The sequence below is a fragment of the Ancylobacter koreensis genome, from assembly GCF_023016525.1.
In the GTDB taxonomy this organism is placed as follows: Bacteria; Pseudomonadota; Alphaproteobacteria; order Rhizobiales; family Xanthobacteraceae; genus Ancylobacter; species Ancylobacter koreensis.
The window spans coordinates 239,344-253,494 of sequence record NZ_JALKCG010000001.1 but is presented as its reverse complement, the minus strand read 5'-3'; the positions used below and the strand labels follow the sequence as shown (position 1 = coordinate 253,494).

The following is a 14,151-nucleotide window of genomic DNA, read 5'->3' as shown; positions in this document are numbered from 1 at the left end:
GCCGGCCCGTGCCCGACGCCTTTCAGGGAATTCGCCGCCGCATGTCTTCGACCGCTTCGTCCGCAGCTTCCATCGCCCAGCAGATCGCCGCGCGCATCGCGCAGGAGATCGGCGCCCGGCCGGCGCAGGCCGCCGCCGCCATCGCCCTGCTCGACGAGGGCGCGACGGTTCCCTTCATCGCGCGCTACCGCAAGGAGGCGACCGGCGGGCTCGACGACACCCAGCTTCGCCTGCTCGGCGAGCGCCTCGTCTATCTGCGCGAACTCGAAGCCCGGCGCGGCGCCATCCTCGAGTCGATCCGCCAGCAGGACAAGCTGACGCCGGAGCTGGAGGCGGGCATCGCGGCGGCGGCGACCAAGGCGGAGCTGGAGGACATCTATCTCCCCTTCAAGCCGAAGCGCCGCAACCGCGCCGACATCGCCCGCGAACGCGGCCTCGGCCCGCTGGCCGAGGCGATCCTGACCGAGCGCGCGCTCGTGCCGGCGGAGATCGCGACGGCCTATCTCACCGAGGAGGTGGCGGATGTGAAGGCGGCGCTGGAAGGCGCGCGCGACATCCTTTCCGAGCAGTTCGCGCAGAATGCCGAGCTTCTCGGCCGGCTGCGCACCTATCTCCAGCAGAACGCCTTCCTGCGCGCCCGCGTGGTCGAGGGCAAGCAGGAGGAAGGCGCCAAGTTCTCCGACTATTTCGACCATGTGGAGCGCTGGTCCGGCGTGCCGAGCCACCGCGCGCTCGCCATGCTGCGCGGGCGCAACGAGGATGTGCTGACCCTTGACATCGAGGTGGACGCGGACGATCCCCGCCCCGTCAAGCCGGTGGTGCGGATGATCGCCGACGCTTACGCCATCGGCGACACGCTGCCGGGCGATGTGTGGCTGATGGAGGTCGCGGGCTGGACCTGGCGGGTGAAGCTCGCCATGCATCTGGCGCTCGACCTGATGACCGAGCTGCGGCTGAAGGCCGAGACCGGCGCGATCGACGTCTTCGCCCGCAACCTCAAGGATTTGCTGCTCGCCGCGCCCGCCGGCACCCGCGCCACCATGGGGCTGGACCCCGGCATCCGCACCGGCGTCAAGGTCGCGGTGGTGGACGCCACCGGCAAGCTGCTCGCCACCTCGACGGTCTATCCCTTCCCGCCGAAGAATGATGTGCGCGGCACGCAGGGCGAGCTCGCCCGCCTCATCCGCCAGCACAGGGTCGAGCTCATCGCTATCGGCAACGGCACCGGCAGCCGCGAGACCGAAAAGCTGGTCGCCGAGATGCTGGGCGATCTGCCGCCGTTCGAGAACGGGATGAGGCCGATCAAGGTGGTGGTCTCGGAGGCCGGCGCCTCGGTCTATTCCGCTTCCGAGCTGGCGGCGGCCGAGTTTCCCGGTCTCGACGTCTCGCTGCGCGGGGCGGTCTCCATCGCCCGGCGCCTGCAGGACCCGCTGGCCGAGCTGGTGAAGATCGAGCCGAAGTCGATCGGCGTCGGCCAGTACCAGCACGATGTCGATCAGTACCATCTCGCCCGCGCGCTCGACGCGGTGGTGGAGGACGCGGTGAACGCGGTCGGCGTCGATCTCAACACCGCCTCCGCCTCGCTGCTGGCGCGGGTGTCGGGGCTCGGCACCGCACTGGCCGAGGCCATCGTCGCCCATCGCGACGCCAACGGCCCCTTCGCCAGCCGCAAGCAGTTGCTCGACGTGTCGCGGCTCGGGCCACGCACCTTCGAGCAATGCGCCGGCTTCCTGCGCATCCGCGACGGCAATGAGCCGCTCGACGCCTCCTCGGTGCATCCGGAGGCCTATGGCGTGGCGCGCCGGATCGTGAAGGCGTGCGGGCGCGACCTGCGCAGCCTGATGGGCGACAGCGCGGCGTTGTCGGGGCTGGATCCCCGCACCTTCGTCGACGAGCGCTTCGGCCTGCCGACCGTGCGCGACATCATCGCCGAGCTGGACAAGCCCGGCCGCGACCCGCGCCCCGCCTTCCGGACCGCCACCTTCGCCGACGGCATCGACGACATGAAGGACCTGAAGCCCGGCATGGAGCTGGAAGGCACGGTGACGAATGTCGCGGCCTTCGGCGCCTTCGTCGACATCGGCGTGCATCAGGACGGGCTGGTGCACGTCTCCCAGCTCGCCGACCGCTTCGTGAAGGACGCCCATGAGGTGGTGAAAGTGGGCGACGTGGTGAAGGTGCGGGTGCTGGAGGTCGACCTCAAGCGCAAGCGCATATCCCTCTCCATGCGCCGCGACGCGGGAGCGGCGGGAAGGCCCCCGGCAGCGGGCGAGCGGGCGCCACGCGGGGAGGCGAAACCCGTTAATGCGCCGGCTAAGAACCAGCGCCCCGAGACTCGCCGCCCCGAGCCGCAGGGCGCTCTCGGCGCGGCGCTGATGGACGCGCTGAAGCGGCGCTAGTTCCGCGGTGCGACGGGAAGGGCGGCGAGTACGCCGCGCAGCTTCTCCACCGCCTCGTCGATCTGCCGGGCGGTGAAGGGGCTGAAGCCGAGCGTGATGCGGTCGTCGACATCGACCTCCCCGCTGCGGGCGAGCAGCGAGAGCGGCATGATCTCCAGCCCCTCGCGCGCTGCCGCCTTGGCGAGCGCCCGCGCGCTGATGCCCGGCGCCAGCCGCGCGACGATCTCCATGCCGGTGTCGGTCGGCCGCGCCGTCATATAGGCGCCGAGCCGGCGCGCCAGCGCGTCGAGCAGATATTCCTGCCGCTGCGCGTAGAGCTTGCGCATCTTGCGCACATGGCTGGCGAAATGCCCCTCCTTCATGAAGCGGGCGACCAGCACCTGTTCGAGGATGGGCGAATAGCGTCCGACCACGGTCCGGGCGGAGACGAAGGCCTCCACCAGCGGCGCCGGCACGATGGCGAAGCCGAGCCGCAGCGCCGGGAACAGCGTCTTGCTGAAGGTGCCGAGATAGATCACCCGCGCGCCGCCATCCATGCCGTAGAGCGAGGGCAGCGGGCGGCCGGAATAGCGGAACTCGCTGTCGTAATCGTCCTCGACGATCCAGCCGCCGGAGCGGCTCGCCCAGTCGACGAGGCGCCGGCGGCGCTCCAGCGACAGCGCCATGCCGAGCGGGAACTGCTTGGAGGGCGAGACATAGACCATGCGCGCGTCCGGTGCCCGGCGCAGGGCCTCCTCCAGATCGAGCCCGTCATCGTCGACCGGGACGGGCACCGGCACCGCGCCGGTGGCGATGGCCGAGGCGTAGATGCCGTCATAGCCGGGATCCTCGCACACCACCTTGTCGCCCGGCATCAGCAGCAGCCGGCAAGCGAGGTCGACCGCCTGCTGCGCACCGGCGAAGATGATGACGTTCTCGGCGGTGCAGTCGATGCCGCGGCCGAGCGAGACATGTTCGGCAATGGCCTCGCGCAGCGGCGCATAGCCCTGCGGATCGCCCTCGCCCATCAGGTGGTTGGCGGTATCGGCGTCGAGCCGGCGGTAGAGGTCGGCGGCGAGCTTGGCCCAGAGCTGCACGGGAAAGGCGTCGAGCGCGGGGAAATTGGAGCGGAACGGCACAGGCCGGCGCATGTGGCGCAGCGTCTGCGGCGCGTGGGCGAGCGCCACGCCCAGCTCGACGCCGGAATCGATGCCCGGATCGGCGGCGAGTTCGACCGCAAGGTCGAGGCTGCGGTCGAGACTGCCGGCCGCCTTGATCGCCGGGTTGATGCGCGGCGCGGCGGGCTCCACCACCTCGGCGGGCGGCTCGCGCGAGACATAGGTGCCCGAGCCGGAAAGCCCTTCAAGATAGCCCTCGGCGGCGAGCTGCTCGAAGGCGAGCATGATGGTGTTGCGCGAGACGCCCAGCGCCTGCGCGAGGTCGCGCGTCGAGGGCAGGCGCTGGCCCGGCTTGATGGAGCCGCCGACGATCTCCGCCGCCAGCCCGTGATAGATCTGCCGGTAGAGGGGTGCGTCCGGCCGGCGTTCGAGATTCAGCCCCAGCGCGTCGAGCAACACGTCCTGCACTCCGGTCAAGGCCCCCCTGTGCGGGGCACGCAATGACCATGCCACATCATGCGCCTCCGGTCGCCTCGTGGCTCAGACCGCCCGCTCGCGCTCGGGCCGGTGACCGAAGGCGACCTTGCCGGTCAGCATCAGCACGAACATCACCGCCAGCCCGACCACGACGACGAGATTGACGGCGGTGGCGAGCGCGTAGAGCTCCGGCTTCACGCCGTAGCGCAGCGCGCCCCAGGCCACCGAGGGCAGGGTCGGCGTGGCGCCGAGCAGGTAGAAGGAAATCTCCAGATTGTTGAACGCCATGATGAAGGTGACGATGAAGGCGCCGAGCAGGCCGGGCCAGATCAGCGGCAGCGTCACCTCGAAGAAGGTGCGGGTCGGCGAGGCGCCGAACACCATGGCCGCGTCGTCCAGCCGCCAGTCGTAACGGTAGAGCTGCGTCGCCATGATCAGCAGCGCGTAGCTGAAGCAGTGCACCGCATTGGCGAGGATCGCCGAGACGAGGTTGCCCTGCAGTTCGAGGAACAGCCCGTTGAAGATCAGCGAGGCGATGCCCAGCAGCACCTCCGCCACGAAGAGCGGGGCGACGAAGAGCACGAGATAGAGCCCCGTGCGCCGGCCGGCGTGGCGCATCAGCCCGAGCGTGGCGGCGGCCGCCAGCAAAGTGGAGAGCGCGCCCGCCCCCACGCCGAGGATGAGGCTGTTCGCGAAGGCGTTCTGGTACAGCGAATTGGCGAACAGCCGCCCGAAGGTGTCGAGCGTCCAGCGCGGCGGGTAGGGGAAGGCGTGGTTCTTCGCGAAGGCGCCGAGGCCGATATGCACGATCGGCAGATAGAGGAAGAGATAGGAGATGGCGAGCGTCGCCAGCAGCGCGTATTTGCTCAGGAAGCGTGTCAGGCGGCGGGCCATCATCCCCTCCCGAAGCCGGTGAAGCCGGTGCGGCGCAGGTCGACCTTGAGGCAGACCGCCAGCACGGCGAGGATCGAGGTGAGGAACAGCACGACGCCCATGGCGGCGCCGAGCGCCCAGGTGCCGCTCTCGCCGAACTGCTGCGCCATCGCCATGCCGTAGAGCGTGCCGTTCGGCCCGCCGAGGAAGCGCGGTGCCAGTGTCGCCGACAGGCACGGGATGAAGCACAGCGCGAAGCCGATCAGCGTGCCGAACAGGTTCAGCGGCCAGGTGATTTCGAAGAAGGCACGCGCCGGGCTGGCGCCGAAGATCTTCGCCGCATCGATCAGCCGGGCATCGAAGTTCAGCAGCGACAGGTAGATCACCGTCACCACGATCGGCAGGTAGAGATAGACCAGCCCGATGGCGCTGGCGACGTTGGTGTACATGATGAAGCGCAGCGGCGCCGCGCCGAGCGCCATCAGCACGCCGTTGATCAGCCCGAGCGGGCCGAGCAGGCCCTGCAAGGCGATGACGCGCAGCACCTCGCCGGTGAGGAAGGGCACGGCGAAGGCGAGGGTGAACAGCAGCCGGTAGCGCCCGCCATAGAGGATGATGGCGTAGCTGACCGGCCAGGCGATGACGACGCAGATCACCGAGACGAGGCTCGCCATCACCAGCGAGCGGACGAGGAAGGTGACATAGGCGCCCTCGGTCGCCAGCGTGAGGTAGTTGCCGAGGTTCCAGTCCTGGACGATGTGGTAGTTCTCGGTGCGCCAGAAGCTGAGCACCACCATCGAGACCAGCGGCAGCACGAACAGCGCCAGCAGGAACGCCGTCGGGACGCCGAGAAGGAGGGGGCCGGACCAGCGTCCCTTCATGAGGGCCGCTCCCCGTCCGCGTCGAACAGGTCCATATCGGCGGCGTCGAAGCTGGCCGTCACCGCCTCCCCCGCAAGGAAGGCCCGCTCCGAGCGTGGGCGGCTGGCGTTGAGCTCGCGATTTCCGAAGGCGAGGATGTAGTCGGCATAGGCGCCGCGCAGGATGACGTCCTTCACCGTGCAGGCGAGGCTGTTGGCCCCGGCGGGCGTCGCGCCGGCGGGATCGAGGCGCAGCTTCTCGTTCTTGACGAAGAGCATCGCCCGGCTGCCGGCGGCAAGGCCGGCGGCGGGTACCGCGAGGCGCGCGCCGCAATCGCTCGCCAGCATGCCGGCGCCGTCCAGCGTGCCCTCGAAGCGGTTCGAGCGGCCGACGAACTGGGCGATGAAGGCGGTGCGCGGCGTGTCGTAGATCTGCGTGCGGGGCGCGAAGTCCTCGATGCGGCCCCGGCGCACGACCGCGATGCGGTCGCTCATCGAGAGCGCCTCTTCCTGATTATGGGTGACGTAGATGAAGGGGATGCCGAGCGCGATCTGGTGGCGGCGGATCTCGACCTCCATCTCCTGGCGCAGCTCGCGGTCGAGATTGGCCAGCGGCTCGTCGAGCAGCAGCGCCTTCGGCCGGCCGACGAGGCCGCGCCCCAGCGCCACGCGCTGCTGCTGGCCGCCGGAAAGCTGGTTGGGGTAGCGCTTTTCCAGCCCGGCCAGCGAGAGGATGCCGACCACCCAGGCCACCCGCTCCTCGATCTCCGCCTTGGGCAGCTTGAGCATGCGCAGCGGGAAGGCGAGGTTCTCGTAGACGGTGCGGTGGGGGAACAGCAGGAATTCCTGGAACACCATGGCCACGCCGCGCCTGTGCGGCGGCAGGTCGGTCACGTCCACGCCGTCGATGAGGACGCGGCCGGTGGTGGGCTTCTCCAGGCCGGCGATGATGCGCAGCAGCGTCGTCTTGCCGGAGCCGCTGGGACCGAGCAGCGAGACGAACTCGCTCTGGCCGATCCCCATGTTCACGCGGTCCACGGCCCAGATGTCGCCGTACTGGCGCGAAACCCCGTCGAGGGTGATGTACACGTTCTCAGGCTCCCGGATTCAGGTCTCGAAGGTCGTCGCGGCGGCCGGACGCGCGCGGGTGCGCCGGCCGCCGCGCGCTCAGGCCGCCTGCATCCGCGACCAGACCCGTTCCCACTTCTCCGTCGAGGAGGGCTGGTCGAACATGTACATCTTGGAGAGTTCGCCGGTGCGGTCCATCAGATAGAGCTTCTGCTCCTCCGGCGTCGACAGGGAGCGAATGTCGATGGTGGTCGAGCAGCCGCTGGCCAGCGCGATCTTCTTCATGGTCTCGGGCGCGGTCATGAGGTCGATGAAGCTCTGGCAGACGTCGAGCCCCGCCCCGTCCGGCACGCCGGAAGAGACAAGCCAGGTGTCGACCCAGCCGAGGCCGCCTTCCTTCGGCACCAGCGTGTGGGCGAAGGTGGTGTCGATCTCGCCCTTCGCCTTCTTGGCGAGGAGGAGGCGGTAGACCTGCGCGAATTCCGGTGCCGCGACCACGGCGCCGCTCGCCAGGAGCTGTTCGAGCGTCGCATTGTCCTGATAGCGGGTGAGGAGGAGCTTCTTCTGCTCGATCAGCAGCTTTTCGACCCCATCCAGCTCCGCGTCGGTCAGCACATAGGGATTGAACGACTTGCCGTCCGGGCGCGGCTTGTCGATGGTGCCCATGCGGCTGGCGACGAGGATGCCGGTGAGCGCGATGTTCTCCTCGAAGCGGGCGCTGGTCGACAGGCGGCCGCCGAATTCGGGATCGAACAGCACTTCGATGCTGGCGGCCTTCTCGGCGGGCACCTGGTCGGCATTGTAGGTGGTGCCGTAGCTGCCCCAGCAGAAGGGCACGCCGAACTGCACGCCGGTCTTCTCGTCGGTCAGCAGCTTGTACTGGTCCGGCTTGAACACCGGGAACAGATGCTGCGTGCTCGGCATCTTGGCGTAGTCGACGGTGCGGATCAGCTTCTCTCGGAAATACAGGCTCGGCCAGAAGCCGTCCGCCTGCACGAGGTCGAAATCCTTCGTGCCGCCGACGCGCAGCTTGTTGTAGGCCTCGGAATTGCCGTCGAAGAAGGTGGGGGCGAACTTGACCTTGTACTTCTCCTCGAAGCCGGCGATCACGTCCGGCAGCAGGTAGCCTTCCCACATCAGCGCGCGCAGCTGGGTGGGGGCGGCGGAGGCCGGCCGGATATAGGGCGCGGTCACGGTGGCCAGCGCACCGGCGGCCAGCGTCTTCAGTGCCTGCCGGCGGTCAACCGACGAGGAGGCCGGAGCGGCGGCCTGCGCGGCGGCGGAATGCGACTCGTGCGGTTTCATCTTCCAGTCCCCTGATTCAGTTGTGGCGTTGTGCATCGGCGGGAACCGCCCGGCCTGTCGTCTCTCCCGAACCGGCCCCGGGCTGCATCGGCCCGGGGTCCGGCGTCTGTCGTGCGGGGCCGCTCAGGCGGCGGCGCTGAACGGGTTGTCGGCGTCGGCATAGTTGACCGGCGTCATGTGCCAGCCCTCCTTGTGCTTGCGCCAATAGGTCTCCTTGATCTTCGCGCTGATCGGGCCGGGCCGGTCGTTGCCGTAGATGCGTTCGTTCACGCGGGCGCAGGGCATGACGCCGCCGGCCGTGGTGGTGGTGAACACCTCGTCGGCGTCCATCAGCTCCTCGAAGGTGATGGGGCCGACGATCGGCTCGAGGCCGAGCTCGGGGCAGATATCGAGCACGGCGAGGCGGGTGATGCCGCGCAGGGCGCCGCGATCCGGCGTGATGACCTTGTTGTCCTTGACGATGAAGACGTTGAAGCCGGCGCCTTCGGTCAGATAGCCCTCGGAATCGAGCAGGATGGCGGTGTCGAAGCCCTTGTCCTTGGCTTCGAACATGCCGCGCGTGAAGTCGCGCCACATGTAGTTCTTCAGCGTCGGGTCGAGGGAGTTCTGCGAGATGCGCGGAACCTGCGCGACGAGGAGATGCGCGCCGCGCTCCTGCACGTCCGGCTTGATGACGTCCACCCACGGCACCGCATAGGCAATGAAGGTGTTCTCGCAGTCGGCCGGATCGCGCGAGCCGTAGACGCGCGGCACGCCGCGGGTGGAGACCATGGCGACGAAGGCGTCCTTCAGCCCGGAGAGGGCGACGACTTTGCCGAGAATCTGCCGCATCTCCTCGCGGGTCACACCGGGATCGAGCCGGTAGCCCTCCAGCGAGCGGTGGAAACGGGTGAGGTGGTCTTCCAGGCGGAAGAAGCCGCCATCGGTGACGTGGACGACGTCATAGGTCACGTCCGAATGGGTGAAGCCCCAGTCGCCGACCGGGATCTTGGCCTCGGAAATCGGGACATACTGGCCGTTGATGTAGGCGGCGCCTTTCGAAAAATCGGGTTTCGCCTCGCTCATCGCATGCACTCCAGGCAGGTGGGTTGCGCCATTGCGGAGCGGAGACTGGCGCAAGCGGCCCCTGCCAGAAAGTGCCGTTTGCCTGAAAAGTGACAGTGCCAATTTGGCAGGCAAGCGGACCGGTCCGCCCCGCCGCCAATCCCCGTGCCGGCCGCGGCGCAGGGCCGCGTTGCGCCGTCGCGGCTTCCCCCGGCGCGCCAAATGGCCTAAGCGCCGTGCAGTTTTCCCGCAGGGCCCCGCGCGCATGATCCGCCTCGATTCCATCGGCAAGCAGAACGGCAAGCAGATCGTCTTCATCGAGGCGTCGGCGACGCTGCTCAAGGGCGAGAAGATCGGCCTCGTCGGCCCCAATGGCGCCGGCAAGACCACGCTGTTCCGGCTGATCACCGGCGAGGAAGCCCCGGATGAAGGGCAGGTGTCGGTCGATCGCGGCATCACCATCGGCTATTTCAGCCAGGATGTCGGCGAGATGGCCGGCCAGTCCGTGCTGGCCGCCGTGATGGACGGCGCCGGCCCGGTGAGCACCATCGCCGCCGAGCTGCGCGCGCTGGAGGCCGCCATGGTCGATCCCGAGCGCATGGACGAGATGGACGCCATCATCGAGCGCTATGGCGAGGTGCAGGGCCGCTTCGAGGAACTGGACGGCTATTCGCTGGAGGGGCGCGCGTCCGAGGTGCTCGCCGGCCTCGGCTTCAGCCAGGAGATGATCGACGGCGACGTCGGCAAGCTCTCGGGCGGCTGGAAGATGCGCGTGGCGCTCGCCCGCATCCTGCTCATGCGCCCCGACGTGATGCTGCTCGACGAGCCCTCCAACCATCTCGACATCGAGAGCCTGATCTGGCTGGAGGCGTTCCTGAAGAATTTCGACGGCGCGCTGATGATGACCTCGCACGACCGCGCCTTCATGAACCGCATCGTCACCAAGGTGGTGGAGATCGACGCCGGCGCGCTCACCACCTATTCCGGCGACTACGAGTTCTACGCCCAGCAGCGCGCGCTGGCCGAGAAGCAGCAGCAGGCGCAGTTCGAGCGCCAGCAGGCCATGCTCGCCAAGGAGATCGCCTTCATCGAGCGCTTCAAGGCGCGCGCCTCCCATGCCGCGCAGGTGCAGAGCCGGGTGAAGAAGCTCGACAAGATCGAGCGCGTGGAGCCGCCGCGCCGCCGCCAGACCGTGGCCTTCGACTTCCCCGCGCCGCCGCGCTCGGGCGAGGACGTCGTGAGCCTGAAGAACGTCCACAAGAGCTACGGCCCGCGCATCATCTATGAGGGGCTCGACTTCCATGTGCGCCGGCGCGAGCGCTGGGCGGTGATGGGGGTGAACGGCGCCGGCAAGTCGACCCTGCTCAAGCTGGTGGCCGGCGAGACCGTGCCCGACGACGGCACCGTCGCGCGCGGCGGCAGCGTGAAGATGGCCTATTTCGCCCAGCACGCCATGGAGGTGCTGGAGGGCGAGAGCACCGTGTTCGAGACGCTGGAGGACGCCTTCCCGCAGGCGGGCCAAGGGAGCCTGCGCACGCTCGCCGGCTGCTTCGGCTTTTCCGGCGACGACGTGGAGAAGCGCTGCCGCGTGCTCTCGGGCGGCGAGAAGGCGCGGCTCGCCATGGCCCGCATGCTCTACGACCCGCCGAACTTCCTTGTGCTGGACGAGCCGACCAACCATCTCGACATCGCCACCAAGGAGATGCTGATCGCGGCGCTGGCCAATTACGAGGGCACCATGGTCTTCGTCAGCCACGACCGGCACTTCCTCGCCGCGCTGTCGAACCGGGTGCTGGAGCTCACCCCGGAGGGCGTGCACCAGTATGGCGGCGGCTATACCGAATATGTCGCGCGCACCGGGCAGGAGGCGCCGGGGCTGCGGAGCTGACGCGCCAGCTCCCGCCCGTTCGCCGCCCCAAGGCGCGGCCGCGATCTGACGTTGCGTGCGCGGCACCGGGCGGGCTGCGCATTCGGTCATCTCAGCTTCGAATACGGTCAAGCAGCCTGTCGTGCAGGCAATAGGCTTTCCCTGCGGTGCCGATACAGCGGCATGATCGCCAATATGAGGGAACAGCAATGATCAAGCGCCTTCTCGTTGCCTGCGTCGCCTTGTCCGCCTCGGTCGCGCCGCCCGCCTTCGCCGGCGATCCGGCGTCCTGCGCCAAGCCGACCTTCTCCGATGTCGGCTGGACCGACATCACCGCCACCACCGAGATCGCCCGCCAGCTCCTGACCGGCCTCGGCTACAAGCCGGACGTCGCCATCCTCTCCGTCGCCATCACCTTCAAGGCGCTGGAGAACGGTGACCGCGACGTCTTCCTCGGCAACTGGATGCCCCTGCAGGAGCCGACGCAGGTGCCGCTCGTCAAGGACGGCAAGATCGAGATCGTGGCGACCAACCTCAAGGACGCCCGCGTCGGCTTCGCGACCTCCAAGGCCGCCTATGATGCCGGGCTCAAGACCTATGCCGACATCGCCAAGTTTAGGGACAAGCTCGACGGCAAGATCTACGGCATCGAGGCCGGCAGCAGCGCCAACAGCACCATCTCCAAGATGATCGCCGACAACACCTTCGGGCTCGGCGGCTTCACGCTGGTGGAATCGAGCGAGCAGGCGATGCTCTCGCAGGCCGGCCACCGCATCAAGCAGGGCGAGCCGGTGGTGTTCTTCGGCTGGCAGCCGCACCCGATGAACATCAACATGCCGATCACCTATCTCACCAACGGCAATGACGTGTTCGGCCCCAATGACGGCGGCGCCACCGTGGTGACGCTGTCCCGGCCGGGTTACGTCAAGCAGTGCCCGAATGTCGGCAAGCTGCTGACCAACCTGACCTTCGACGTCGCCACCGAGGACCGGCTGATGAGCGACATCCTCGACAAGGGCATGCAGCCGGACGCCGCCGTGCGCGCCTGGCTGAAGGAGAACCCCGCCGCCATCGACCGCTGGCTCGACGGGGTGACCACGTTCGACGGCAAGCCCGGCGCGGCGGCCGTGAAGGGCGCCCTCGGCGTGAAGTCCTGAGTTTCCGGTAGGCTTGCGACTGACGGAACGAGGGCCCGGCTACAGCCGGGCCCTTCGTGCTGCCGAGGGCGGCTGGCCGAACTGGCGGCGGAAGGCGCGCGACAGCGAGGCGATGGCCGAAAAGCCGGTGCGCTCGGCGATATCGGCGATGGGCAGGTTGGTGTCGAGCACGAGCCGCCGCGCCGCGCTGAGGCGGAGCGCCACGTAATAGGCGCCGGGCGCCACGTCGACCGTGCGCAGGAACAGCGTCTCCAGGCTGCGGGTCGACACGCCCACCCGGCGCGCGATGGCGGCGATGGTGAGCGGGCGGTCGATATGGGTTTCCATGATGCGGATCGCCTCGGCGACGCGCGGCTCGTGCTGGCGGATGCGCCCGAGCGAGACGATGGGCTGCACGTCCGAGCCGGTGCGCACTTCCTCGTAGATGTAGAGGCTCGCGACATCGAGCGCCGCCGAATAGCCCTGCCGGGCGCGGATCAGCGCCAGCATGCAGTCGAGCGCCGGTGTCGCCCCACCTGTCGTGAACACCGGCTCGTCCACCACCCAGCGGTCCGGCTGCACGTCGGCGTGGGGAAAGCGGGCGGCGAAATCCTCCAGATCCTCCCAGTGCGTGGTGGCGCGGCGCCCGTCGAGCAGCCCGGCATAGCCGAGCAGCCAGGAGCCGGATTCGATGCCGCCGACGATGGAGGAGCGCTTCGCCCCGGCGCGCAGCGCCTTGAGCACCGGGGGCGTCGCATGGCTGGCGACGTCGAAGGCCGCCACCGCGATCAGCGCGTCCTGCCGGGCGGCGGGATCGAAGGCGCCTTCGACCGGGATCGGCAGGCCGCAGCTCGACACCGGCATGGCGCCGTCCATCGAGGTCAGCCGCCAGCGATAGGCGGTGCGCCCCAGCACGCGGTTGGCGCCGCGCATCGGGTCCAGCGTGGCGGCGAGTGAGAGCAGCGACAGGCCGGAGAACAGCACCAGCGTGACGTCGAGCGGATCGTTGGAATGGGCAAAGATCATCGCTTCGCAAAATGAAAAATGGATTGCGGATCAAGTTGCGTCACACGCCGGCTTTGCCGTCAAGCTCGGCGCATCACACCGGAGGTTTCCATGCCGCTTTCGATGAACCGCGACGTCTTCATCACCTGCGCCGTCACCGGCGCGGGCGACACCACGGGCCGCTCGCCGCATGTGCCGGTGACGCCGAAGCAGATCGCGGAATCGGCCATCGACGCGGCCAGGGCCGGCGCGGCGGTGGTGCACTGCCATGTGCGCGACCCGGAGACCGGGACGGCGGCGCGCCGGCTCGAACTCTACCGCGAGGTGACGGACCGCATCCGCGCGGCCGAGGTCGACGTGGTGCTGAACCTGACCGCCGGCATGGGCGGCGACCTCGTCTTCGGCGGGGTGGAGACGCCTTTTCCCCTCAACGCGAAGGGCACCGACCTCGTCGGCGCCACCGAGCGCGTGGCGCATGTCGCCGCCTGCCTGCCGGAGATCTGCACGCTCGACTGCGGCACGATGAATTTCAACCTCGGCGACTATGTGATGACCAACACGCCGGCGACGTTGCGCGAGATGGCGCGGCAGATGACGGCGCTCGGCGTACGGCCGGAGATCGAGGCCTTCGACACCGGGCATCTGTGGTTCGCGAAACAGCTTGTCGAGGAGGGGCTGATCGAGGCCCCCGTGCTGATCCAGCTTTGCATGGGCATTCCCTGGGGCGCGCCGGACGACCTCAATACGTATCTGGCGATGGTCAACAATGTGCCGGCCGGCTGGACCTTCTCGGCCTTCTCCATCGGGCGCAACGCGCTCGCCTATCCCGCCGCCGCCGTGCTGGCGGGCGGCAATGTGCGCGTCGGGCTGGAGGACAACCTCTATGCCGGCAAGGGCAAGCTCGCCACCAACGCCCAGTTGGTCGAGAAGGCCGCGACGGTGGTGACGAATATGGGCGCGCGCATCATCGGCCCGGCCGAGGTGCGCGAGAAGCTGAAGCTGGTGAAGCGCTGAGGAGCGA

The 14,151-nt window shown here is 68.7% G+C and carries 11 protein-coding genes; 4 read left to right on the top strand and 7 right to left on the bottom strand.

What is annotated here, in order from left to right; genetic code table 11:
- Positions 1 to 41: 41 nt before the first annotated feature.
- Entirely contained in the window at positions 42 to 2,399 is a 2,358-nt protein-coding gene (locus MWN33_RS01160) for a Tex family protein (protein ID WP_247198243.1), read from the top strand.
- On the opposite strand, the gene pdxR is transcribed toward MWN33_RS01160, so the two are convergent.
- The 6 genes from pdxR to MWN33_RS01130 form a co-directional block, all read right to left on the bottom strand.
- Positions 2,396 to 3,955, bottom strand: coding sequence for a MocR-like pyridoxine biosynthesis transcription factor PdxR (pdxR, locus tag MWN33_RS01155; RefSeq protein WP_247198242.1), 1,560 nt, complete (start codon positions 3,953 to 3,955; stop codon positions 2,396 to 2,398). The genes MWN33_RS01160 and pdxR overlap by 4 nt on opposite strands.
- Positions 3,956 to 4,036: 81 nt before the next feature.
- On the bottom strand, positions 4,037 to 4,867 hold the full coding sequence (locus tag MWN33_RS01150) for an ABC transporter permease (protein WP_247198241.1): 831 nt from the start codon (positions 4,865 to 4,867) through the stop codon (positions 4,037 to 4,039).
- Positions 4,867 to 5,727, bottom strand: coding sequence for an ABC transporter permease (locus MWN33_RS01145; protein WP_247198240.1), 861 nt, complete (start codon positions 5,725 to 5,727; stop codon positions 4,867 to 4,869). The genes MWN33_RS01150 and MWN33_RS01145 overlap by 1 nt, the downstream gene beginning before the upstream one ends.
- Positions 5,724 to 6,794 (bottom strand): ABC transporter ATP-binding protein, encoded by a 1,071-nt coding sequence (locus MWN33_RS01140; RefSeq protein WP_247198239.1) that lies wholly within the window; start codon positions 6,792 to 6,794, stop codon positions 5,724 to 5,726. The genes MWN33_RS01145 and MWN33_RS01140 overlap by 4 nt, the downstream gene beginning before the upstream one ends.
- Positions 6,795 to 6,872: 78 nt before the next feature.
- Positions 6,873 to 8,078 carry an ABC transporter substrate-binding protein gene (locus MWN33_RS01135; protein ID WP_247198238.1) on the bottom strand — a complete coding sequence of 402 codons (1,206 nt, stop codon included), beginning with the start codon at positions 8,076 to 8,078 and terminating at the stop codon, positions 6,873 to 6,875.
- Positions 8,079 to 8,201: 123 nt separating this feature from the next.
- Complete coding sequence (locus MWN33_RS01130) at positions 8,202 to 9,143, bottom strand: aminotransferase class IV (RefSeq protein ID WP_247198237.1); 942 nt, start codon at positions 9,141 to 9,143, stop codon at positions 8,202 to 8,204.
- 244 nt (positions 9,144 to 9,387) lie between these two features.
- Here MWN33_RS01130 and MWN33_RS01125 point away from each other — a divergent pair, with 244 nt between their 5' ends.
- Together MWN33_RS01125 and choX are read left to right on the top strand one after the other, a co-directional pair.
- Positions 9,388 to 11,010 (top strand): ABC-F family ATP-binding cassette domain-containing protein, encoded by a 1,623-nt coding sequence (locus MWN33_RS01125; protein ID WP_247198236.1) that lies wholly within the window; start codon positions 9,388 to 9,390, stop codon positions 11,008 to 11,010.
- Between the two features lie 188 nt (positions 11,011 to 11,198).
- Entirely contained in the window at positions 11,199 to 12,146 is a 948-nt protein-coding gene (choX, locus tag MWN33_RS01120) for a choline ABC transporter substrate-binding protein (protein ID WP_247198235.1), read from the top strand.
- Positions 12,147 to 12,185: 39 nt separating this feature from the next.
- Here the strand turns inward: choX and MWN33_RS01115 are convergent, their stop codons facing one another.
- Positions 12,186 to 13,151 carry a GlxA family transcriptional regulator gene (locus MWN33_RS01115; protein WP_247198234.1) on the bottom strand — a complete coding sequence of 322 codons (966 nt, stop codon included), beginning with the start codon at positions 13,149 to 13,151 and terminating at the stop codon, positions 12,186 to 12,188.
- A gap of 90 nt (positions 13,152 to 13,241) precedes the next feature.
- Between MWN33_RS01115 and bcoG the strand changes: the two genes are divergently transcribed.
- Positions 13,242 to 14,144, top strand: a complete 903-nt coding sequence (gene bcoG, locus MWN33_RS01110; protein ID WP_247198233.1) for a 3-dehydrocarnitine:acetyl-CoA trimethylamine transferase BcoG — start codon at positions 13,242 to 13,244, stop codon at positions 14,142 to 14,144.
- Positions 14,145 to 14,151: the final 7 nt, after the last annotated feature.

What these genes read in the sequence shown, in the direction of transcription:
- MWN33_RS01160 (WP_247198243.1), top strand. Translation starts at nt 42, where the DNA reads ATGTCTTCGACCGCTTCGTCCGCAGCTTCCATCGCCCAGCAGATCGCC.
- MWN33_RS01150 (WP_247198241.1), bottom strand. Translation starts at nt 4,867, where the DNA reads ATGGCCCGCCGCCTGACACGCTTCCTGAGCAAATACGCGCTGCTGGCG.
- MWN33_RS01145 (WP_247198240.1), bottom strand. Translation starts at nt 5,727, where the DNA reads ATGAAGGGACGCTGGTCCGGCCCCCTCCTTCTCGGCGTCCCGACGGCG.
- MWN33_RS01135 (WP_247198238.1), bottom strand. Translation starts at nt 8,078, where the DNA reads ATGAAACCGCACGAGTCGCATTCCGCCGCCGCGCAGGCCGCCGCTCCG.
- MWN33_RS01130 (WP_247198237.1), bottom strand. Translation starts at nt 9,143, where the DNA reads ATGAGCGAGGCGAAACCCGATTTTTCGAAAGGCGCCGCCTACATCAAC.
- MWN33_RS01125 (WP_247198236.1), top strand. Translation starts at nt 9,388, where the DNA reads ATGATCCGCCTCGATTCCATCGGCAAGCAGAACGGCAAGCAGATCGTC.
- choX (WP_247198235.1), top strand. Translation starts at nt 11,199, where the DNA reads ATGATCAAGCGCCTTCTCGTTGCCTGCGTCGCCTTGTCCGCCTCGGTC.
- MWN33_RS01115 (WP_247198234.1), bottom strand. Translation starts at nt 13,151, where the DNA reads ATGATCTTTGCCCATTCCAACGATCCGCTCGACGTCACGCTGGTGCTG.
- bcoG (WP_247198233.1), top strand. Translation starts at nt 13,242, where the DNA reads ATGCCGCTTTCGATGAACCGCGACGTCTTCATCACCTGCGCCGTCACC.